General features: G+C 58.8%; 18 protein-coding genes and 2 pseudogenes. 10 read left to right on the forward strand and 10 right to left on the reverse strand.

Features of this window, described 5'->3' with window-relative positions:
- Positions 1 to 170: 170 nt before the first annotated feature.
- Entirely contained in the window at positions 171 to 863 is a 693-nt protein-coding gene (locus HF327_RS09195) for a dienelactone hydrolase family protein (RefSeq protein WP_169107936.1), read from the reverse strand.
- Between the two features lie 301 nt (positions 864 to 1,164).
- Here HF327_RS09195 and HF327_RS09200 point away from each other — a divergent pair, with 301 nt between their 5' ends.
- On the forward strand, positions 1,165 to 1,812 hold the full coding sequence (locus HF327_RS09200; RefSeq protein WP_169107937.1) for a MarC family protein: 648 nt from the start codon (positions 1,165 to 1,167) through the stop codon (positions 1,810 to 1,812).
- A gap of 94 nt (positions 1,813 to 1,906) precedes the next feature.
- Here HF327_RS09200 and HF327_RS09205 read toward each other — a convergent pair whose 3' ends face one another.
- The 5 genes from HF327_RS09205 to HF327_RS09225 all read right to left on the reverse strand — a co-directional run bounded on the left by HF327_RS09205 (position 1,907) and on the right by HF327_RS09225 (position 6,348).
- A complete protein-coding gene (locus tag HF327_RS09205) occupies positions 1,907 to 2,404 on the reverse strand; it encodes a hemerythrin domain-containing protein (protein WP_169107938.1) in 498 nt (165 codons plus the stop codon).
- A gap of 171 nt (positions 2,405 to 2,575) precedes the next feature.
- Complete coding sequence (locus HF327_RS09210; RefSeq protein ID WP_169107939.1) at positions 2,576 to 3,253, reverse strand: ABC-type transport auxiliary lipoprotein family protein; 678 nt, start codon at positions 3,251 to 3,253, stop codon at positions 2,576 to 2,578.
- Positions 3,254 to 3,280: 27 nt separating this feature from the next.
- Positions 3,281 to 4,234 (reverse strand): MlaD family protein, encoded by a 954-nt coding sequence (locus tag HF327_RS09215; protein ID WP_169107940.1) that lies wholly within the window; start codon positions 4,232 to 4,234, stop codon positions 3,281 to 3,283.
- Entirely contained in the window at positions 4,234 to 5,094 is an 861-nt protein-coding gene (locus HF327_RS09220) for an ABC transporter ATP-binding protein (RefSeq protein ID WP_407927031.1), read from the reverse strand. Before HF327_RS09220 ends, HF327_RS09215 begins: the two co-directional genes overlap by 1 nt.
- Before the next feature lie 126 nt (positions 5,095 to 5,220).
- Positions 5,221 to 6,348: an MlaE family ABC transporter permease gene (locus HF327_RS09225; protein WP_169107941.1), complete on the reverse strand. Its 1,128-nt coding sequence runs from the start codon at positions 6,346 to 6,348 to the stop codon at positions 5,221 to 5,223.
- A 334-nt stretch (positions 6,349 to 6,682) separates the two neighbouring features.
- Here HF327_RS09225 and HF327_RS09230 point away from each other — a divergent pair, with 334 nt between their 5' ends.
- Positions 6,683 to 8,356: a GMC family oxidoreductase gene (locus HF327_RS09230; RefSeq protein WP_169107942.1), complete on the forward strand. Its 1,674-nt coding sequence runs from the start codon at positions 6,683 to 6,685 to the stop codon at positions 8,354 to 8,356.
- Positions 8,357 to 8,932: 576 nt separating this feature from the next.
- Positions 8,933 to 9,691 (forward strand): sulfite exporter TauE/SafE family protein, encoded by a 759-nt coding sequence (locus tag HF327_RS09235; protein WP_169107943.1) that lies wholly within the window; start codon positions 8,933 to 8,935, stop codon positions 9,689 to 9,691.
- A gap of 52 nt (positions 9,692 to 9,743) precedes the next feature.
- On the opposite strand, the gene mrdA is transcribed toward HF327_RS09235, so the two are convergent.
- From mrdA to HF327_RS09255, 4 genes are all read right to left on the reverse strand, one after another.
- Positions 9,744 to 11,696 carry a penicillin-binding protein 2 gene (gene mrdA / locus HF327_RS09240; protein WP_169107957.1) on the reverse strand — a complete coding sequence of 651 codons (1,953 nt, stop codon included), beginning with the start codon at positions 11,694 to 11,696 and terminating at the stop codon, positions 9,744 to 9,746.
- Between the two features lie 138 nt (positions 11,697 to 11,834).
- Complete coding sequence (mreD, locus tag HF327_RS09245) at positions 11,835 to 12,353, reverse strand: rod shape-determining protein MreD (protein WP_169107944.1); 519 nt, start codon at positions 12,351 to 12,353, stop codon at positions 11,835 to 11,837.
- Complete coding sequence (mreC, locus tag HF327_RS09250; protein WP_169107945.1) at positions 12,350 to 13,369, reverse strand: rod shape-determining protein MreC; 1,020 nt, start codon at positions 13,367 to 13,369, stop codon at positions 12,350 to 12,352. The genes mreD and mreC overlap by 4 nt, the downstream gene beginning before the upstream one ends.
- A 166-nt stretch (positions 13,370 to 13,535) precedes the next feature.
- Positions 13,536 to 14,582 carry a rod shape-determining protein gene (locus HF327_RS09255; protein ID WP_099739859.1) on the reverse strand — a complete coding sequence of 349 codons (1,047 nt, stop codon included), beginning with the start codon at positions 14,580 to 14,582 and terminating at the stop codon, positions 13,536 to 13,538.
- A 211-nt stretch (positions 14,583 to 14,793) separates the two neighbouring features.
- Here HF327_RS09255 and gatC point away from each other — a divergent pair, with 211 nt between their 5' ends.
- The 7 genes and pseudogenes from gatC to HF327_RS21890 all read left to right on the forward strand — a co-directional run.
- Positions 14,794 to 15,093: an Asp-tRNA(Asn)/Glu-tRNA(Gln) amidotransferase subunit GatC gene (gene gatC / locus HF327_RS09260; RefSeq protein ID WP_099739858.1), complete on the forward strand. Its 300-nt coding sequence runs from the start codon at positions 14,794 to 14,796 to the stop codon at positions 15,091 to 15,093.
- Between the two features lie 21 nt (positions 15,094 to 15,114).
- The gene (gene gatA / locus HF327_RS09265; RefSeq protein ID WP_169107946.1) at positions 15,115 to 16,605 is read left to right on the forward strand and encodes an Asp-tRNA(Asn)/Glu-tRNA(Gln) amidotransferase subunit GatA; all 1,491 of its coding nucleotides are present in this window, start codon (positions 15,115 to 15,117) and stop codon (positions 16,603 to 16,605) included.
- Between the two features lie 150 nt (positions 16,606 to 16,755).
- Positions 16,756 to 18,213, forward strand: coding sequence for an Asp-tRNA(Asn)/Glu-tRNA(Gln) amidotransferase subunit GatB (gene gatB / locus HF327_RS09270; RefSeq protein ID WP_169107947.1), 1,458 nt, complete (start codon positions 16,756 to 16,758; stop codon positions 18,211 to 18,213).
- 158 nt (positions 18,214 to 18,371) lie between these two features.
- Entirely contained in the window at positions 18,372 to 19,067 is a 696-nt protein-coding gene (locus HF327_RS09275; RefSeq protein WP_169107948.1) for an excinuclease ABC subunit A, read from the forward strand.
- Positions 19,068 to 19,094: 27 nt separating this feature from the next.
- Positions 19,095 to 19,303: pseudogene (locus HF327_RS09280) on the forward strand (hypothetical protein); the annotation flags it as partial.
- Between the two features lie 39 nt (positions 19,304 to 19,342).
- Positions 19,343 to 20,653 (forward strand): nSTAND1 domain-containing NTPase, encoded by a 1,311-nt coding sequence (locus HF327_RS09285; protein WP_328701768.1) that lies wholly within the window; start codon positions 19,343 to 19,345, stop codon positions 20,651 to 20,653.
- Positions 20,654 to 20,855: 202 nt separating this feature from the next.
- Positions 20,856 to 21,173 (forward strand): annotated as a pseudogene (locus tag HF327_RS21890) (hypothetical protein); the annotation flags it as partial.

Below are 21,173 nucleotides of genomic sequence, written 5' to 3' on the forward strand. Positions count from 1 at the left end.
GCCGCTGTGCGGCCTCCCCCTCTCTGCTTCGCGGAGGGGGACGACAGCTTCGCTGCGGGGCGGCCCTTGCTAGCTGTCTCTAAGTTGAGGCATGCCTAGTCGCGGCATATTTTGAATCAAAACAGCTGCTTTCCCTTATCAGTCAAGCGCAAGCAGCTATTGTTTTGATATCAACCCAGATGCTGGGCAAAGAAGGCCAGGGTCCGCTCATTGGCCTTGGCCGCAGCGGCTGCGCTGTAAGAGCCGCGCTGGCCGCAGTTGAAGCCGTGGTCTGCTTCGTAGATATGGACTTCGACCTTGGGCTGGGCCAGCTTGAAGGCTTCCACAGACTCCAGCGAGATGTAGTGATCTTTGCTGCCAAAGTGGGCCAGCACCGGGCACAGCGCCTGACGGTTGGCTTCTTTCTCACCCGTCATGCCGCCGCCGTAGTAACAGACTGCCGCAGAGACGCTGGGCAGTGTGCAAGCTGCGCGCCATGTCATCAAGCCACCCCAGCAAAAACCCACCACGCCGACCTTACCACCAGGCACCAGCGTGGCAGCATGGGCAACGGCCGCTTCCACATCGCGCAGCACACCGGGTTCGGGCAAGGCCTCCACCGCGCCCTTGAGGGCGAAGCCCGTCTGCATGTCTTCTTCGGTATAGCCCAGCTCTACATTGGCTTTGACGCGCGCAAACATGGCGGGGGCCACGGCCACATAGCCCTGAGCGGCATAACGATCGGCCACGGAGCGGATATGCGAGTTCACGCCAAATATTTCCTGCAGCACCACCACGGCACCGCGCGGCTTGCCTTCTGGCATGGCCACATAAGCAGGAGTCTTGGCGCCATCTACGGCGGTCAGTTCAACAAAGCTACCCATATATGCTCCTATATTTGTTGCACTCATCGTAAGCCCGAAAAGCATCGACAAAGGATTTCATTATCTTTGGCGAATGAATGCTGTAATGCCTGAGTTAACCCGCTGAACTCGCGTTTTTTCGCTGGCCCGGCGTTTCACCACCCACAGACATACCGCAACCCATTGTCTACGCGCTGATGGTTCAGAAAAATTTCTGCGCTGCGATGGGCGGCACCCAACCCATAGCCGGGCAGCGCCTCAAGCCCTGCTCACCTGCACTGATGCACTGACGAATCGATCAAGCCACCGGAAGCCCCATGCCATGGACCTGAAGCCGCTCATCACACTGGTTGCCATCATCAACCCGCTGGCCATCATTCCGTTTTTCATCCACTACACGGCAGGCTTTAACGCAGACCAGCGCTGGCAAACCATTCGCACCGCAGCATTTGCGGCATTCTGCGTGATTGCGGTGTGTGCCCTGCTGGGTCTGCAGATTCTGCAGTTCTTCAATATCTCACTGCAAAGCTTTCAGGTCGGCGGCGGCCTGCTGCTGCTGCTCAGCGCCATGAACATGCTGAACTCGCGCCCGGCAGAAGACCGGCCCAACAACGGCACGCTGGAGGCCGGTGTGGAAAAAGCCGCCGAGGGCAACAGCATTGCCGTGGTGCCGCTGACCATTCCGCTGCTGACCGGGCCTGCCGCCATGTCCACCGTGGTGATCTACGCCGATCAGGCGCGCACCATCTGGCAACATGTGGCCCTGGTGGGCTATGGCGTGGTGGTGGCGGCGGCCATCATGCTGTGCTTTTCGCTGGCCAACCCGATTGCCCGCGTACTGGGCAAAACCGGCATCAATGTGATGACCCGGCTCATGGGGCTGATTCTGGCGGCGCTGGCCATTGAAGTGATGGCGGGCGGGCTGGTCAAAATTTTCCCCATCCTCGCCTCGCCCGCGATTTACCCTTGACTGCCTGAGCGGCTACGGCGCTTCCCCCAAAGGGGACGACAGCTTCGCTGTGTGGCGGCACTTGCTTGCTGTCTCTGATTGGGCCGCGCCGGTTTTATACCGTAGCTTCTGCCGCTTTTTCAGCGCTGCCGCAAGCACCGCCGCAGCCGGTAATCAGCTCATCAGGCAAAGCCTCAGGGGTCAGCACCGTGCCCGTAATCGGGTCAAAGCCTGCGCGGCGCATGTGCAGGGCCAGCGCGGCATCCATGTTTTGTGCGTGGTGGCTGAACCAGGGGCCAAGCTCGCCCGCCATGTGGCGAATCGAGCCCAGGTCCCCCTGACCGCCCTTGACTGCACCTTCACGCATCACGGCCAGCACCACCTTGTGCTGCTGGCTATGGCAGTTGCTTGTGGCAAAGCCCGTCGTCTGCATCCAGCGGTCTTCTTGGTCGAAGTGATGCTGGGTGTGCGCGATCAGCGCATCCCAAAGCGCACACAGCTGCTCGTCGCCAGCCGCTTCAACCTGCGCCAGCAGGGTGACGAACTCTTCATGCACCTCGTCCATGACGGGAAAATCGAGGATGAGAGCAGCATTCCATTCGAGGCTGGCCATGGCAGTTCCTTGTGCGTGGTGGTCGGGTTTGAGGACTCTGCAGCTTAAAAAGAAGGCAGCTTCCGGCCATTGACGCACATCAGAAAAGCCTCGCACACCTGCGCCAGAAGCTTGCCCAGAATCAACAAAGCCCTGCATGGCAGGGCTTTGTGATGTGAGCGCACTGAAAACCTATCGGCCGTACTTCTGCAACCAGCTGCTGAGCTGATTGGCCAGGTTATTGACGCTGGCAGCCATTGCCTGTGCGCCACCGGCGGCATCGCCAGTCACCGCCGGGGTCTGGGCACTGAACAACTGCTGGCCCAGCAACACATTGCCACCGCGGCGGTCTTGCGCAATCAGGCTAGCGCGGATGCGCACCACGGCCTGGCTGCTCTGAGCGCTGTCAAAAACCTGGCTGAACTCCACCACTTCAAGGCGCAGCAGGCCCAGCGGGCGCGTGTCATTGGGGTTGGCGCTGAGGTTGTCTTTTTCCGTGAGCACCGGGCGCTCCAGCGCCAGGCGGGTGCGCAGGCGCTGCTCCAGCATCTGCGCAGGCGGCAGGCTCCAGCGGGCACCTTGATAGGCGCGTTGCTCCTGCTGGTCGGCATAGGCCAGGCGGTAAAGCATGGCCGTGGAGTTGTCAGCCCCTGCAGGCGTCTGCACTTCCGCCAGTACCAGCGGCGGCGGAGCCACACTGGGCGCAGCGGCATTGGCCTGCGGCACTGCAGTGTCGGTCAGCCCAAGGTCATAGCGCACAGGCTGGGTGGGCGCTGTGGGCAGCGCAGAGCAGGCAGCCAGCACCAGCGCCGCAGCAGACAGAGTGGCAGCGCGCAGCAGAGCAGACGAAAAATGGAGAGGTTTTGCCATATCGGTTCCTGTGACGGTTTCGTCAGATCAATGCGCGGCTGCCGGAGCCACAAAGCCGGTCTCACCCGGGCCGGGCTGGCCCACGCCAGCACCATAGATGACGGACTGCGGGTTGTCGCCGATGCGGCTGGCCATATTGCTCAGGCTGCGCGATGCGCGCGAGAAATCATCGGCGGCGCGGTTCACGCGCGGCAGCGTGTTGCGGCCCATGGCGTCTGCGGCCTGAGACAGCGCCTGCGTGCCATCGGCAATTTGCTTGAGCGGGCCATCGGGGGCATTGATCTTGCGCACCGTGTCCTGCAGGCCATTGGCGACGCCGGTGGCGGCGTTACCGGCCTTGGTCAGCGACTCCAGGGTCTGATGTGCATCCGCAGTAATTTGCGGAAAGCCAGCAGCGGCCTTGTTCATGGTGCCAGCCAGTTGATTGACGCTGCCCGCAGCGGCAGCAATGTTCTGCAGCGCCTCGCTCATGTGCTTCTGGTTGTCTTCGCCCAGCATGGCGTTGAGGCGGCGTGAAATTTCATCAACCCGCTCCAGCAGCACCGGGCCTTGATCGGCCAACATGTTCAGCGGCGAAGACTTCATGCGCAGACGCGGCAGGCCGCTGGGGCCAGGCTTGATCTCCTCCGGCGCTTTGGCATCATCATCGAGCTGAATGTGGGCCAGACCCGTGACACCTTGGTAGCCCAGCTGGGCATAGGTGGCGGGGGTTACGGGCGTGTCCTCGCCCACTGCCACGCGAATCAGCACATTGCCAGGAATCTGCGGGTCAAAGCTAATGCGTACCACCTTGCCCACAGGCACGCCCTTGTAGCGCACCGTGGCCTGCGGCTGCAGGCCGCTGACGCCATCCTTGGTGGACATTTCATAGAGCTGGTACTCGCGGTTATCGCGCGTGAGCCAGACGGCCAGCCCTGCCAGCAGGGCTGCAACCACCAGCACAAAGATGCCGGCGGCCATGGCATGGGACTTGTTTTCCATCAGCTTTCCTCTGCGGCAGGGCCGCCTTGCACCGGGGCCATGGCGCGGCGGCCACGTTCTCCCTGGAAAAAGTGTTCGATAAACGGGTGCTTGACCTCAGCCACATCGCGTGGCGCGCCGGTCACCAGCACCTTCTTCTCGGCCAGCACGGCCACGCGCGTGGACAGCGCAAACAACGTATCCAGATCGTGGGTGACCATGATCACGGTCAGGCCCAGCTCAGCATGAATATCACGCAGCAATTCGCAGAATTCGTCCGAACCCTTGGGGTCCAGCCCGGCGGTAGGCTCGTCAAGCAGCAGCAGCGGCGGGTCCATCATCAGCGAGCGTGCCAGCGCCACGCGCTTGATCATGCCGCCAGACAGGTCAGCGGGCATGCGCGTCGCATGCTCGGGCTTGAGGCCCACCATCTGCAGCTTGACCATGGCCGCATCGCGCACCACGGCATCGGGCAGCGTGCCCTGTTCGTTCAGCGCAAAAGCAATGTTGTCCAGCACGCTGAAGGCTGAGTACAGCGCACCCTGCTGAAACAGCATGCCCACCTGACTCGCGGCCAGCTCGCCACTGATGACTTCGCGCGAGGGCCGGCCGCTGACCGTGACGGTCCCACGCGATGGCGAGAGCAGGCCCAGTATCTGGCGCAGCAGCACGGTCTTACCCGTACCCGAGCCCCCCACCAGGGTGAGGATTTCACCCGGGTAGACATCGAAATTCAAATCCTGGTGTACGGCAAAGCGCGACTCGCCCTCGCCGAACTCGGTCCACAGGTCAACCGCCTGTACCAGCGGCTGCACATTCTGTGGCGGCTGGTAACCACCTACGGCACCCTCGATACGACGGTTCTGCATTACCTCTGTCATCCACGCACCTCCAGTTCCACCCAACTGGCACGAGCCCGCGCAGAGACACCCAGCAAGGGCCGCCCCGCAGCAAAGGGATCGCGCCCCTTCGGGGAGGCGGCGAAACCGCACAAGGGGTAGTTCATCTTAAAACCCCACATTTCTGAAGAGGATGGCGAAGATCGCATCCACGATGATGACCATGGTGATGGAAGACACCACCGAGGCCGTGGTGCCGCGCCCCAAACTCTGGGTATTGGGTTCCACCTGAAGACCCCAGTGGCAGCCGATCAGCGCAATCAGCACGCCAAACACAACGGACTTGCCCATGGCCAGCGCCAGATTGCCGACCTTCACAGCCGCGGGCAAAGACTGCAGGAAGTAGGACGGCGTGATATCCATGGTCAGGTCTGCCGCCACCATGCCGCCCGCCAGCGCGGCCAGAATCGTCCACAACGACACCAGTGGCATGGACACGGCCAGCGCCAGTGCACGCGGCATGACCAGGCGATAGCCCTTGGAGATTCCCATGACCTGCATGGCATCGAGCTCTTCGGTCACGCGCATCACGCCAATCTGCGCCGTGATGGCAGAGCCGCTGCGCCCCGCCACCAGAATCGCCGCCAGCAGCGGCCCCAGCTCACGGATCAGCGAGATGCCCAGAATGTTGACGATGAAGGACTCGGCGCCGAACTGACGCAACTGCAGCGCCATCAGATAGGCCAGCACCACGCCAATCAGAAAGCCCACCAGCGCCGTGATGGGCAATGCCGTGGCACCCGTGGCATAGAGATGGCCCGAGATATCGCGCCAGGGGCCACGAAGCGGATTGCGCACCAGACGAATACAGTCCAGCAGCAGCTGACCGATCAGCCCAATCAACTTGGTGAAATGCCCGCAGGCACCAATCACCATCTGCCCCAGCTGATTGACCTCGCACATCCATCCCGAGGCTTCAGGCTTGGGTGCAGGCACATCGCTGAACTTGGCCACGCGCTCCAGCATGGAGCGCTGATTGGCGGTGGTCAGCAACTGATCAGGCCAGACCTTGCCCCATTGCTCCCACAGCAGCTGCGCGCCGATATGGTCGAACCTGACCATTTGCTGCAAATCCCAGGCAACGCCCTTGGGGACGGCCTTGATCTGCGGGGCCAGCTGACGCCAGATATGACGATCGCCCAGCTCCGCAGCACTCCAGCGGCCCATAGGCACGGCCCATTGCTGACCATCACGGGTCTGCAGCGGACATTGAGGTAGTTGGTCTGAGCTGGACAAAGAAACGCTTCCTAGGACATGAGGGAGGCTGGGTAACCAGAGGAGACCAGCATAACGCGCCAGCCCGATGCACACACAGAGCATGCCAAACGCAGCGCGTAGGCCGCTGCCGCATGAACGCACGATGATACCGCTGCAATTTTTATCAAAAAATCGCGAAAGCCGAAACCAGTATTGCGTGAGCTGCTTCAAAAACAGGAGTACTCAAGCGCTTTCCCTATCGACACCACCTGCTCCATCGCACTTAATGAATCAGCCTTTTTGCCTATGACCCCTGAAGGTTTGGCCTGCCCGCAAACCCGAATTCGGCCTGTATCTGGCCTTTGATCTGCCCATGAGTGACACCCAGTTTGACTACATCGTCATCGGCGGGGGCACAGCAGGTTCGCTGCTGTGCAACCGTCTTACCCGCAACAAAAATCACCGGGTTCTGCTGATAGAAGCCGGCGGCAAGGATGATTACCACTGGATTCACATCCCCGTTGGCTACCTCTACTGCATAGGCAACCCGCGCACTGACTGGCTCTATCAGACCGAACCCGCTGCAGGCCTCAACGGGCGCAGCCTGCGCTACCCCCGTGGCAAGACGCTGGGCGGCAGCTCCAGCATCAACGGCATGATTTATATGCGCGGTCAGGCCCGCGACTATGCACAGTGGGCACAGCTCACGGGCGACGACACCTGGCAGTGGGATCAGGTACTACCCGCCTTTCGCCAACATGAAGACCATTGGCGACTCGATGCAGAACACAGTGCCAATGCCAGCGACGCATTCAAGCAGCTTCACGGCAGCAAAAGCACCGGCGGCAGCGGTGAATGGCGTGTGGAAAAGCAGCGCCTGCACTGGGACATCCTCGACGCCTTTTCTCAGGCCGCGCAGCAGGCGGGTATTCCGGCCACCGACGACTTCAACCGGGGCTGCAACGAAGGCGTGAGCTACTTTGAAGTCAACCAGAAGGCCGGCCTGCGCTGGAACACGGCCAAGGCCTTTTTGCGACCCACCTGCTACGGCCGCCCCAACTTCGAGATGTGGACGCGCGCCCAGGTCAGTCGCCTGATTCTGGAAGACCAGCCCGATGGCAGCCAGCGCTGCACAGGCGCCGAAGTTTGGACAGGCAATGAAATGGTCAGCGTGCAGGCCACACGCGAGGTGCTGCTGTGCGCAGGCGCCGTCAACTCGCCACATCTCCTGCAACTCTCGGGCATAGGCCCTGGCGACTTGCTGCAGCAGCGCGGCGTTACCGTGCGGCGCGACCTGCCCGGCGTGGGATCGAATCTGCAAGACCATTTGCAGATTCGCTCAGTTTACAAAGTTCAGAACGCCAAAACGCTCAACACCATGGCCAGCAGCCTCTGGGGCAAGGCCGCTATCGGGCTGGAATACGCGCTCAAGCGCAGCGGCCCCATGAGCATGGCGCCATCGCAACTAGGTGCTTTTACGCGCAGCAACCCCTCGCTAGCCCACCCCAACCTTGAATATCACGTGCAGCCCCTGTCGCTAGATGCTTTTGGCGAGCCACTGCACGATTTTTCGGCATTCACCGCCAGCGTCTGCAACCTCAACCCCAGCAGCCGGGGCACCGTGCAGCTGCAGAGTTCAGACTTCCGCAAAGCACCAGCGATTGCGCCCAATTACCTATCCACGCCCGAAGACCGCCAGGTCGCGGCCGACAGCCTGCGCGTGACGCGACGCATTGTGGCCCAGCCTGCGCTGGCGCCATTCAAGCCCGAAGAATGGAAGCCCGGAGTGCAGTACCAAAGCGATGAAGATCTGGCCCGGCTGGCGGGCGACATTGCCACCACCATCTTTCACCCTGTGGGCACCACCAAGATGGGCCGCGAGGACGATCCCATGGCCGTGCTGGACAGCCGCTTCAAGGTGCGCGGCGTGCAAGGTCTGCGCGTGATTGATGCCGGGGCCATGCCCACCATCACCAGCGGCAACACCAACAGCCCCACGCTGATGATGGCCGAGAAGGCTGCGGCCTGGATTCAGGCAACGCCATAAAAGTGCAGCCACAAAATATCGACAAAATTAGTCAGGTAACGCTAATCCAAGCGCTGAAGCCAGCCATATTTTTTTTGGTCTGCACACTTTTTTCGCGCGATCAATGGATTGGCGTTCTTGACGAGGATCATTCTCGAAAATCCCTCTAACAATGTTTTGTCATATAGATATGACGCTATTGTTTTTGACATTTCTCAAAAACAAAAAACTACGGTCAGTAACAATCCGTTGGGCTTGTAAGACAATTTCTACACCACCCAAGGGAATTCCCCAATGCACCACGAAGGTGCACCCCTTACATTCTCGTCACTCTCGCTGCTCTACGAAGTGGCATGGAGGGCCGAGGAGACAACTCGACACAACCAGACTAATACATATAAAAGCATCAAAGATGCGTTCAAAAGCGCCCCTCACGGGGCGCTTTTTTTATGTCCGCTCACAGGCGAGGTGCGGCGGTGCGACAATCCCCCGCCGTCTTCAAGGCGGCCTTCTCGTTCAGACACCCGCATCACCCAGCGACACCCGCCAGCAGGCGCGTGGTCGCTCACGGCATGCACCAATTGCAGGCAGCACCCCATGGAATGGATTCTTGTTTCCCTCGCCTCGGCTCTGGCCGGGTTTGTTGATGCCATCGTGGGCGGTGGCGGCCTCATTCTAGTGCCAGCCATGTTCGCCGCCTTCCCCACCACCACGCCCGCCACTTTGTTTGGCACCAACAAGAGCGCTGCCGTCTGGGGAACGGGCATTTCGGCATGGCAATTCAGCAAGCGCGTTCACATTACCTGGGCCACGCTGCTACCGGCCATCGGCACCACGTTGATCGGTGCGTTTGCAGGGGCGTGGGCGGTGACCGAGATTTCGCCAGACTTTCTGCGCAAGCTTCTGCCCATCATCTTGCTGGGAGTGCTGTGCTATACCTTGGCCAAAAAAGAGCTGGGCCGCGACCACGAACCGCGACTGGCGGGCCGCACCGAGATGCTGACGGCCAGCGCCATCGGCCTGCTGATCGGCTTTTACGATGGCTTCTTTGGCCCTGGCACAGGCAGCTTCTTCGTGTTTTTATTCGTGCGCCTGCTGGGCTATGACTTTCTCAATGCGTCTGCCAACGCCAAATTGCTGAACCTGGCATCCAACGCCGCTGCGCTGCTGCTGTTCTCGCTCAAAGGCCATGTGTGGTGGCACTTTGCGATTCCACTGGCCGTGGCCAATGTGCTGGGCAGCATGCTGGGCACGTGGATGGCCTTGCGCCACGGCACGGGCTTTGTGCGCAGCATTTTCATTGGCGTAGTCAGCCTGTTGATTTTGAAAACAGGCTACGACGCTTTTCTGCGCTAACGCTTATCAGATAAGCACCAGAAGCTATCATTTTTAAGTGCGTATTGGCACCCTAAGGCGCTGTCTCGTCATCCGCCAGTACCGAGATATCTGACGCACGGCGGGGTGTGCCAATGGGTGCACCCGCCTTGCCGACGCGTACCGCCGCAATATCAGCCTCGCTGGGGTAGTTGCCCACCAGCCAGTAGTCCAGAATGCGGCGCGCAATGGGGGCCGCCGCAGCCGCGCCAAAGCCTGCGTTTTCCACAATCACCGCGACGGCCACCTTGGGGTTGTCAGCCGGACCATAGGCGATGTAGAGCGAATGGTCGCGCTGGTATTCGGTCAGGCGGGAAGCGTTGTACTTTTCCTTCTGGCCCACAGACACCGCCTGCGCCGTACCCGTCTTGCCACCGGAAAGATAGCTGGCACTGCCAAACACACCGCGACCTGTGCCGTTCGTCACCACGCCCACCATGCCGCGCTTGACGGCATCGACATTGGCCTGCTTGTAGCCCAGGTTCACGGGGTCTGGCTGAACAATGGCGGTACGTGTGCCTGACACGGCATCAATCAGCTCCTTGCCCACATGGGGCGTGTAGCTCATGCCGTTGTTGACCAGCGAGGCCAGCGCATGCGAGAGCTGCAAGATAGTGAAGTTGTTATAGCCCTGACCAATACCCAGAGAAATCGTCTCACCGCCAAACCACTGTTGCTGAGCGGCGCGCTTGTAGGTCTTGCGCTTCCACTCCTTGCTGGGCAGTACACCACGCACTTCGCCGGGCAGATCAATGCCAGTAATCTGGCCAAAGCCCAGCGGCTTCATGAAATCGTGAATCGCATCCACGCCCATCTCATTGGCCAGTGTGTAGAAATACACATTGCTGGAGTGCTGAATGGCACGCACCAGATCGACCGGGCCCAGCGCATGACCTGAACGAAAGGTATGACCGCCAAAAGTCCATGAGCCACCGTCTTGAATCACAGTGCCAGCCGTGCGCTTGCCACTTTCGATACCCGCCAGAGCCATGAAGGGCTTGTAGGTCGAGCCCACGGGGTAAGTGCCGCGCATGGAGCGGTTAAGCAAGGGACGGTCCAGCGATTCGTTGAGCGCCTTCCAGTTCTCCTGATCGATACCGTCTACAAACAGATTGGGGTCATAGGTGGGCTTGCTGACCATGGCCAGCAGCTCACCGTTGCGCGGATCAATGGCAATGGCGACGCCGCGGCGGCTGCCGTAGAGGTCTTCCACCATCTTTTGCAGCTTGATATCAATCGACAGCTGCAGGCTGTGGCCCGGCGTGGCGGGGCGGCTGCCCAGACGACGCACGGCATGGCCACCGGCGGAGGTTTCCATTTCCTCCCAGCCTGTCTGGCCGTGCAACTGCAGCTCGTAGCTTTTTTCAGCACCCAGCTTGCCAATGACTTCGGTGCCGCGATAGTTAGCCGCATCATCGGAGTCATCAATGTCTTCTTTTTCACGCTGATTGATACGACCAATGTATCCAATCAGGTGTGCACCCACTTCCTTCAAAGGATAGGACCGAAAAAGGCGCGCCTTGATATCCACACCCGGAAAACGATAGCGCTGAGCTGTGAATTTGGCCACTTCTTCATCACTCAGGCGCGAGCGAATGGGGATGGACTCGAAGCTCTTGGAGTCATCCACCAGCCGCTTGAACTTACGGCGGTCGCGCGGGGTGATATCGATAATCTCGCTCAGCTCGTCGATGGTGTCATCCAGACCATCGACCTTGGAGCGCGTGATCTCCAGCGTATAAGCCGAGTAATTGGTGGCCAGCACCACGCCGTTGCGGTCCAGAATCTGCCCCCGATTGGGCACGATGGGCACGACCGCCGTGCGGTTGCTCTCGGCACGCTCGGCAAACTCTTCATGACGCACCACCTGCAGCATCAGCAAACGCCAGACCAGCAGGCAAAAAGCCAGAAACACTACGCAGCACATCACGACTGCGCGCATGCGAAAGCGCTGCAGCTCAACTTCAGTGTTACGAATTTCCATCAGGCACGCGCCTCAGCCGGCCACGATGCGTGACCCGAATAATAGACACCAAGCAAGCGCCGCCGCGCAGCGAGGGTGTCGTTCCCCTCCCGCGTAGCTAGAGAGGGGGAAGGCGCGAAGCGACTCAGGGGGAGCCTCATGTCAAAGCGGCCGGTTTTCATCACTATCCGGCGCACGGCGCTGCGGAGCCAGCAGAGCCACGCTGACGAGGGACCACAGCAAGGTTTCAAAAACAGGGGCCAGCAAAAACTCCAGCCCAGGAAAGATTCCCCCGGTCGCCACGCGCAGCAGCACCTGAATGCCATGCGCTACGGCAAACAGCGGCAACAGGTGCAGAGCCTGCACCGGGCTAGAAAACCACAGCAGACGGCGGCTCATCCAGCCCGTGATGTACACCAGCAGCGTATAGGCCAGTGCGTGCTGGCCCAGCAAAGAGGCCCGGTCTACATCCATGATCAGGCCCAACACAAAGGCAATGCCCAGACCTATGCGCTGGGGCTGGTTCAGGCTCCAGAAGGCGAGCAGCACCATCAGCATGTCAGGCAGCCAGACGATGCGACCCAGCGGCAGCATGTTGATGGCCAGGCCAATCAGCACGGTGACCACAATGAATAGAGGATTGACCGGCAGCAACAGCTGCTGGCCGCGCGGCATGATCATGCGGGGTCCTTTGCGGGCTTTTCAGGCTTGCTGGCCTTGGCTTCAGCCGCCTTCTTTTCGGCGGCTGCTTGCTCGTTCTTGCTGCGCGCCCTGGCGGCACGATCAGCCTTTTCGGCATCCACCTGCACCTGCATATTGGCGGCTTCAGGGTGTTCGGTACGGCCTTGCGGTGTGAGCACCATCACATGGCGCACGCCCTGTACCCTGCCCACGGGCTCGCAGTAGATGCGGGTAAAGGCCGAATCGGCGCGGCGATCCACCGTCACCACCTTGGCCACAGGCAGGCCAGAGGGGTACAAGCCATCCACACCGCTGGTGGTCAGCAAATCGCCCACCTGCACATCGGCATTGCTGGGCATAAAGCGCAGCTCAAGCCCGCCAGAACGCAACGAAGACGCATCGCCATAAGCCACACTGCGCGCACCAGTACGTGGGTTAAAGACGGGAATGGCCTGATCGCGGTCGATCAGCAACGTGACTTCGGCGCGGGTGGGATAGACGCGTGTGACCTGCCCGATGACGCCTTTTTCATCCAGCACGGGCGAGCCCGGCGCAATCTTGTCCACCTGCCCCTTGTCAATCACCACGCGGCGCGTGTATGGATCAGGGCTGTCATAAACCACCTCGGCCACCTGCCCCGGCGTGATGCTGCGTTCACGCAGATCCAGCATGGAGCGCAGGTGTTCGTTTTCTTTAATCAGCTCATCGGCCAGCTCGGCACGCTGGGCCATGACGACCAGTTCCTTGCGGGCCGCGTCTTCTCGGGACACGGCCTGTTGCTGCACCTCGGCGTAGCGGCTGGCATTCTGGTAAGCCAGCACAGGCTGGGCCACCACCCACTGCACGGGTGCAAGCGCCGCCGATACCGCCGAGCGCACCGGCGTCGTGATCTTGAAACGCGCATCGGCCACCATCAAAAACAGCGCCAAGGCGCTGTAGAGGGCAAGCTGGGAAGTGCGCGATGCCTGTTGCTTGAACAGTGATGGAGCGCGGTGATCAAGAGTTTCCAGACTCATGCGCGCCTCTGGGCAATAGCCGTGTACACACAGCCCCCTAAATCAGGAGGAATGCAAAAAGAGAGCGCGGTATGCAGGCGTATCACTGACTCAAGCCCTGTTTGTGGATAAGTGGGTGCAGTACGCTCACTATGCCGCGTACTGCAAGACACCACAGTCGCAGCGATTAATCGCTGGTGAAGATGCTGCCCTGACGACGGTCCATGGTCTCCAGCGCCATGCCGCAACCACGCACCACACAGGTCAGCGGCTCTTCGGCCACCAGCACGGGCAGGCCCGTTTCTTCGGCCAGCAGGCGATCCAGATCGCGCAGCAGCGCGCCACCACCGGTCAGCATCATGCCGCGCTCGGCAATGTCAGCGCCCAGCTCGGGAGGCGTTTGCTCCAGCGCGTTCTTCACGGCGGAGACAATCTGGTTCAGAGGATCGGTCAGCGCTTCCAGCACCTCGTTGGAAGAGATGGTAAAGCTGCGCGGCACGCCTTCGGACAGATTGCGACCCTTGACCTCGATCTCCTTGACTTCAGAGCCGGGGAAGGCCGAGCCAATTTGCTTCTTGATCATTTCAGCGGTTGGCTCGCCGATCAGCATGCCGTAATTGCGGCGGATGTAGCTGATGATGGACTCATCAAACTTGTCGCCACCCACGCGCACAGAACCCTTGTAGACCATGCCGCCCAGGGAGATCACGCCCACTTCGGTGGTGCCGCCGCCAATATCGACCACCATGGAGCCCGAGGCTTCAGACACGGGCAGGCCCGCGCCAATACCGGCAGCCATGGGCTCTTCAATCAGGTACACCGCAGTCGCGCCAGCCGCTTCGGCCGCATCCTTAATCGCGCGGCGCTCGACCTGGGTCGAGCCGCAGGGCACGCAGATGATGATGCGCGGGCTGGGAGTCAGCACCGAGCGGGGATGCACCATCTTGATGAACTGCTTGATCATCTGTTCGGTGATCACGAAGTCTGCAATCACGCCATCCTTCATGGGGCGGATGGCTTCGATGTTGCCGGGAACCTTGCCCAGCATGGCCTTGGCTTCGCGGCCGACGGCCTGAATCACCTTCTTGCCGTGGGGGCCGCCTTCGTGGCGAATGGCAACGACTGAAGGTTCGTCAAGGACAATGCCCTTATCACGGGCGAAAATGAGGGTGTTTGCAGTGCCAAGGTCAATGGCAAGGTCGGTGGAGAAGTACCGACGGAAAGCTCCGAACATTCAAGGTCCTCTCAGGCACGGCAAGCGCATCGGCGGGCCGTCGCCGGGGTATGGGTAAGGGAGTCTGGGTGGGAGGGCTTTTTTGCACAATGACCAGCTCAATGAGGGTATTGCGGCAAAGCCGAGATAATACCGTATCCCCTGTGAATAACTTCTACTGTCCTGGTCAGAAACACTGCTTTACACGTGGCTGGCCTCTTAAAAGATTTCTATGGCATTGAACGAACAAGATATTGCGCGTATCGCGAACTTGGCTCGCCTTGAACTGTCTCAAGGTGAGAGTGAGCGCATGCTATCGCAACTTAACAACTTTTTCGGCATCGTCGAAAAAATGCAGGCTGTGGATACCTCAGGCGTCAGCCCTTTGTCACACCCGGTCGCAGCCATTCAGGACATCGCCTTACGGCTACGTGACGATTTGGTAAGTGAGACCAATAACCGCGACGCCAACATGCAGAACGCACCGGCGGCCGAAAACGGCTACTTCCTGGTTCCCAAGGTCATCGAGTAAACGCGCGAGAAACACAGAACAATGAGCCAAACCGAACTCCACCAATTGAGCGTGGCCGAGCTGGCCGCGCAGCTGCGCGCCAAGCAGGTCTCCTCCGTCGAAGCCGCCCAGCACTTTCTGGCCCGTGCCAAGCAGCATCAGAACCTGGGCGCTTTTGTGTCCATCAATGAAGATGTCACGCTGGCACAAGCCAAGGCGGCTGACGCCCTGATTGCGGAAGGCAAGGGGGGCAAGCTGGCCGGCGTGCCTATTGCACACAAAGATATCTTTGTTACCAAAGACTTCCCCACCACCGCTGCCAGCAAAATGCTGGAAGGCTACCAGTCGCCGTTTGACGCCACCGTGGTGCGCAAGCTGGCTGACTCGGGTGTGGTGACGCTGGGCAAGCTCAACTGCGATGAGTTCGCCATGGGCGGTGCCAACGAGAACAGCGCTGTGGCCCCCGTGGGCTTTGACTCGGCCCAGCCCGTGCGCAACCCCTGGAACACGGATCGCGTGCCCGGCGGATCGTCGGGTGGTTCGGCCGCTGCCGTGGCCGCGCGCCTGGCCCCGGCCGTGACCGGTACCGACACCGGCGGCTCGATTCGCCAGCCTGCATCGTTTTGCGGCATCACCGGCATCAAGCCCACCTACGGCCGCGCCAGCCGCTACGGCATGATCGCCTTTGCCTCCAGCCTCGACCAAGCCGGCCCCATGGGCCGCAGCGCCGAAGACTGCGCGTTGCTGCTCTCCGAGATGTGCGGCCCCGATCTGGACCGCGATTCCACCAGCCTCGACTACCCTGCTGAAGACTTCAGCGCCAAGTTGAACGACAGCATCGAAGGCCTGCGCATTGGCGTGCCCGCCGAGTTCTTTGGCGAAGGCCTGAGCGCCGACGTGCGCACCGCCGTCGATGCTGCTTTGAAGGAATACGAAAAGCTGGGCGCGAAGCTGGTGCCCGTGGCGCTGCCGCGCACCGAGCTGTCCGTGCCCGTGTACTACATCCTGGCTCCTGCCGAGGCTTCGTCCAACCTCTCGCGCTTTGACGGCGTGAAGTTCGGTCACCGTGCTGCCCAGTACGAAGACCTCAACGACATGTACAAAAAGACCCGCGCCGAAGGCTTTGGCGACGAGGTCAAACGCCGCATCATGATGGGTGCCTATGTCCTGAGCGAAGGCTATTACGACGCCTACTACCTGCAGGCGCAGAAGATTCGCCGCATGATCGCCGACGACTTCCAGGCTGCCTTCAAGGACTGTGACGTCATCGCCGGTGCCGCCGCCCCCACCACGGCCTGGGCCATCGGTGCCAAGGCCGACCCGGTCAGCAACTATCTGGCCGACATCTTCACCCTGCCCGCATCGCTGGCAGGCCTGCCAGGCCTCTCCCTGCCTGCGGGCTTTGGCGAAGGCGGCATGCCCGTGGGCCTGCAGCTGATTGGCAACTACTTCAGCGAAGCCAAGCTGCTCAACGCCGCCCACCGCTTCCAGCAAGCGACCGACTTCCACCTGCGCAACCCCGCCGGTATCTAAATGGAACACCCCCTGAGTCGCTTCGCGCCTTCCCCCTCAAGGGGGACGACAGCCTCGCTGCGGGGCGGCCCTTGCTCGCTGTCCCTGGATCGAGCCGCGCCAGTTTCATGCGCGCCGCCATGGATACAGCCCACTTTTTGAAGCAAGAACATGACTGTAAAACTAATCAATGGCTACGAAGTCGTCATCGGCTTTGAAACCCACACCCAGCTGGCCACCCAGTCGAAGATTTTCAGCCGCGCCAGCACCGCCTTTGGCGCTGAGCCCAACACGCAAGCCAGCCCCGTCGACCTGGCCCTGCCCGGCACCCTACCGGTCATGAACAAAAAGGCCGTGGAATGCGCTATCAAATTGGGACTGTCTCTCGGCTCCACGATTGCGCCGCGCAGCATTTTTGCGCGTAAGAACTACTTCTACCCTGACCTGCCCAAGGGCTACCAGATCTCCCAGTTCGAGATTCCGGTGGTCCAAGGCGGTGAAGTCAGCTTCTATCTGGAAGAAGGCAAGGAAAACGTCCTCAAGACCGTGCGACTGGTTCGCGCCCACCTGGAGGAAGACGCCGGCAAGTCCGTGCACGACGAATTCATCGGCCAGTCCGGCATCGACCTGAACCGCGCCGGCACACCCCTGCTGGAAATCGTGACCGAACCCGACATGCGCTCCACCGCAGAAGCCGTGGCCTACGCCAAGGAACTGCACAAGATCGTCACCTGGATCGGCATCTGCGACGGCAATATGCAAGAAGGCAGCTTCCGCTGCGACGCCAACGTGTCCGTGCGCAAGCCCGGCCAGCCCCTGGGCACCCGCCGCGAGATCAAGAACCTGAACTCGTTCAGGAACATGCAGATCGCCATTGACTACGAAATCCTCTGGCAGATCGAGCAAATCGAAGACGGCAAGAAGATCCAGCAAGCCACCGTGCTCTTCAACCCCGACACGGGCGAGACCCGCGCCATGCGCACCAAGGAAGACGCGGCCGACTACCGCTACTTCCCCGACCCCGACCTGCCCCCGCTGGTCGTGGCCGAAAGCTGGGTCAACGAAGTCAAGGCCACCATGCCCGAGCTGCCCCGCGCCATGGCAGCCCGCTTTGTTGAAAGCTACGGCCTGCCCGAGTACGACGCCACCATCCTGACCCAGAGCCAGGCCGTGGCCGCCTACTTTGAAGACACTACCGCCGTCTGCAAGCAAGCCAAGCTGGCTTCCAACTGGGTCATGGGCGAAGTCTCGCGCCGCCTGAACCAGGAAGAAATCGGCATGGATGCGGTCAAGGTCAGCAGCGCCCAGCTGGGCTCCATGATTGCCCGCATCTCCGATGGCACCATCTCCAACAATGCCGCCCGCACCGTGTTTGAAGCCCTGTGGAGCGGCGAAGGCCAGGACGTCGATGCCCTCATCGAAGCCAAGGGCCTCAAGCAGATGAACGACACCGGCGCGCTGGAAGCCATCATCGACGAAGTCATTGCCGCCAATCCCGGCAACGTCGAGCAATACCGCGCCGGCAAGGACAAGGCCTTCAACGCCCTGGTCGGCCAGGTGATGAAGGCATCGAAGGGCAAGGCCAACCCCGGCCAGGTCAACGAAGTGCTGAAGGCCAAACTGGCTTAAAACCGGCTCATTCTGTTACAGGCACGTCTCCAAAGGCGTGCCTGTAAGCCAAGATAATGCTCAAGGCCGCAGGTAGCACATGCCTGCGGCCTTGTTTCTTTCCGGTCATCCCCGCCATCGGTTTCCATGCCCTGCACAGCCAGCTCAGAAAAAATTCAGTGATCTTCTCGAACGCCACCCTCATCGAATCCGAAAAAGAGCGCAACCTCTGCACCAAGTTCTTTGCTGGCTACTTTTTCAATGAATTCACGGCCGGCTATGCCAAGCGCATCGTCCACTTCAACCGCTACATCCAGGAAGTCACGGGGCGCGAAGACTTGGCTCTTCAAAGCCCCAATGTCTCGTTCGACACCCACGCCTACCTGTGCCACGAACGCCTGCGCAGCAAGCTGTCCGACGTACTCGTCTCCGACCCTGCGCGGCAGACCTTTTTGTTCATCGAAACCAAGTACCTCACCAACTGGACTTACGCGGCCGATGTGGCCAAAGGGGTGGAGCGGCTGGACAAGGTGTTTGACACCGAGAAAAAGCCCCATCTGGCCAACGCCAAGCAGCATTACTTTCTGCTGACCTCCCGCCGCAAGGAAGAAGTGGCCGAGCGTCCTGTGCGCAACTACCCCCCGGTGCACCTGCCAATCTATGTGCCTACGCCCGTGCCCGCAGCTGCGGCAATGGCCGAAGGCGAGACAGCAGAGTCTGCCAAGGCGTCATTTACCAGCTTGTTGTACTGGGAAGATCTGGCGCAGATGTGTGATCGCTCGGAAGTGCGGCAGTACATGGAGGCGCGGTTGAAGCTGTGTGTGAGCAGTGCTCGGAATCAGCATAAGGCGGGGTATTTTTTGCCAGGGGCGTGAGAGTTGAGCGAGGTGTTTTCAGTACCGCTTGACCCGTTCATTGAAGGCAAGAGCGTCAAGCCGATGAACACCACCTGTGCGATGGAAGCCATCATTGACGAGGTTATTGCCGCTAACCCCGGCAATGTGGAGCAATACCGCACGGTAAGGACAAAGCATTTAACATGCTTACAGGCCAAATGATGGCACCCAAAAAGGGGTTAATTTTTGGTAATCCAATAACTGTTGAAATCTAAACTGGCTATTTATTTGTATAAAAATGAGACAAGAAATTCATCAAGCCACCGAAGTTTTTACGCCAAGCCAGCCAGCCAGCAAAAAAAGCATTTATTGAGCGTGAGTCATTGAGAGAAAAATTGGTTAGAGCTCTTATGACCCCTGGAAAACAAATTGTTGTTTACGGACACTCAGGCGTTGGAAAAAGCTCTTTGCTGCAAAATAAATTGCTACAAACCTATGAGCACCATATTACCACCCGGTGTATGAGAGGTATGAAGTTTGATCAAATTATTCTTGATGCCTTCTCTCAATTAGATGCATTTTATATTTCAGAAAAATCTACCAAAAATGAGAACTCCTTGAAATTTTCAATTGAACCCCCAAAATTATTTAGTGATATCAAATCTCAATTTGAAATTCAAAGAAAAATAGAGGGGCAACAAAAATCAGTTCCTATACTCCCCCCTCAATTAACCCCGCCCAACCTAGGAAAAATGATTGGAGAGAGCAGAGCTTGTTGGGTTATTGAAGATTTCCATAAAATTGAAGATTCTGAAAAGCAGTATCTATCTCAATTAATGAAGATTTTCATGGATTTATCTGACGATCATCCCGAGTTAAAAATAATTGCAATTGGTGCAACAAATACTGCCAGACAAGTCATTGATTACGACCAAGAAATGAAGCATAGAGTTGCTGAAATTCATGTTCCACTCATGACATCTGAAGAAATAAAAGCAATTATTACCAAGGGATCTGATCTATTAAACATAAATTTTTCAGACACATTCAAAAGCTTAATTGTGCAGCATTCAGCCGGAATGGCTTCAGTAGCGCACAACTTATGCTTGAATATATGCTACGCAGCCAATGTACTTGAAACTTCAGAAAAAGCAATTAATATTACAAAAGTTCATTGGGACGACGCATTACTTAGCTACATAGAAGAATCTTCTGATAACATTCAAAATTCTTTTGAGAAAGCTTTAAATCAAAAAAGAAAAGCGAAATTTCATCACGAAAAAATAATTATTCAGGCGCTGTGTGATTTCAAGAATGGAGAAGCTGCGAGACTTGATTTACTTCAAAAAATACAAAGAGAACATACTGATTATCCCAGCACTGGATTTAAACAGCGACTTGAAAAATTATGCCTACCTGAAAAAGGTAGAATTTTAAAGTTCAATGAGAACTCTGGTTCATTTGCATTTTACGATCCAATTTACCACGCTTATGCATTAGCACATCGTCGTGCCATATTTGAATCAAAAGAAAATTCAAGCATATCGCCTGAAGTAAGTGCTTTTCTCGAAGCTCTGGAAGATTTATTAAGAAAAAGTAAAATTCCAGATATTGAAATTAATTAACAATTAATTTCAATATCCATCGATTGCCATGCACGCAGAGGCCGGGTCTCCCCCTACGCTTCGCTACGAGAAACCTGCGTTGCGGCAAGCACTGAGCGAAGGGGCCAAGGGCAGTAGGGGTCCGGCTCTTTGCCTACTTTCTGGCAGCAGAAAGTAGGTCGGCAAGGCGGGCCGAGACCCGCCCACTGTCCATCAATTAAGCATGTCGTTTAAACAGAAGTTGCAAGCCAAATTAGCCTCCCCCGCAATCACATCAAGCGCCAACAGCTATCAAAATAACTCCAGCTTGTCGCCAGCGACAGAGGCCGGGATTTCGGCCCGGCAGGCGACCTTCTTTTCTTGCTCGTGCAAGCAAAGAAGGCAAAAGAACACGACCCTGCTGTCTGCGTCCCTACGCTTCGCTCCGGGCAAACCTGCGTCACGCCATTCAGTCTGCGGTGCCGCCCAACTCGCTGCGCGGCAATGCCGCTTCGCTCAAACAAACGGCGGCAAATCAGATCACGAAGCAACGCTGTCCTGC

It is taken from the genome of Comamonas suwonensis (assembly GCF_012844455.2).
GTDB classification, from domain to species: Bacteria; Pseudomonadota; Gammaproteobacteria; order Burkholderiales; family Burkholderiaceae_C; genus Comamonas; species Comamonas suwonensis.

Excerpts from the sequence above, each read along its gene's own strand:
- HF327_RS09195 (WP_169107936.1), bottom strand. The coding sequence starts at position 863 with ATGGGTAGCTTTGTTGAACTGACCGCCGTAGATGGCGCCAAGACTCCT.
- HF327_RS09200 (WP_169107937.1), top strand. The coding sequence starts at position 1,165 with ATGGACCTGAAGCCGCTCATCACACTGGTTGCCATCATCAACCCGCTG.
- HF327_RS09205 (WP_169107938.1), bottom strand. The coding sequence starts at position 2,404 with ATGGCCAGCCTCGAATGGAATGCTGCTCTCATCCTCGATTTTCCCGTC.
- HF327_RS09210 (WP_169107939.1), bottom strand. The coding sequence starts at position 3,253 with ATGGCAAAACCTCTCCATTTTTCGTCTGCTCTGCTGCGCGCTGCCACT.
- HF327_RS09215 (WP_169107940.1), bottom strand. The coding sequence starts at position 4,234 with ATGGAAAACAAGTCCCATGCCATGGCCGCCGGCATCTTTGTGCTGGTG.
- HF327_RS09220 (WP_407927031.1), bottom strand. The coding sequence starts at position 5,094 with ATGACAGAGGTAATGCAGAACCGTCGTATCGAGGGTGCCGTAGGTGGT.
- HF327_RS09230 (WP_169107942.1), top strand. The coding sequence starts at position 6,683 with ATGAGTGACACCCAGTTTGACTACATCGTCATCGGCGGGGGCACAGCA.
- HF327_RS09235 (WP_169107943.1), top strand. The coding sequence starts at position 8,933 with ATGGAATGGATTCTTGTTTCCCTCGCCTCGGCTCTGGCCGGGTTTGTT.
- mreD (WP_169107944.1), bottom strand. The coding sequence starts at position 12,353 with ATGATCATGCCGCGCGGCCAGCAGCTGTTGCTGCCGGTCAATCCTCTA.
- mreC (WP_169107945.1), bottom strand. The coding sequence starts at position 13,369 with ATGAGTCTGGAAACTCTTGATCACCGCGCTCCATCACTGTTCAAGCAA.
- HF327_RS09255 (WP_099739859.1), bottom strand. The coding sequence starts at position 14,582 with ATGTTCGGAGCTTTCCGTCGGTACTTCTCCACCGACCTTGCCATTGAC.
- gatC (WP_099739858.1), top strand. The coding sequence starts at position 14,794 with ATGGCATTGAACGAACAAGATATTGCGCGTATCGCGAACTTGGCTCGC.
- gatA (WP_169107946.1), top strand. The coding sequence starts at position 15,115 with ATGAGCCAAACCGAACTCCACCAATTGAGCGTGGCCGAGCTGGCCGCG.
- gatB (WP_169107947.1), top strand. The coding sequence starts at position 16,756 with ATGACTGTAAAACTAATCAATGGCTACGAAGTCGTCATCGGCTTTGAA.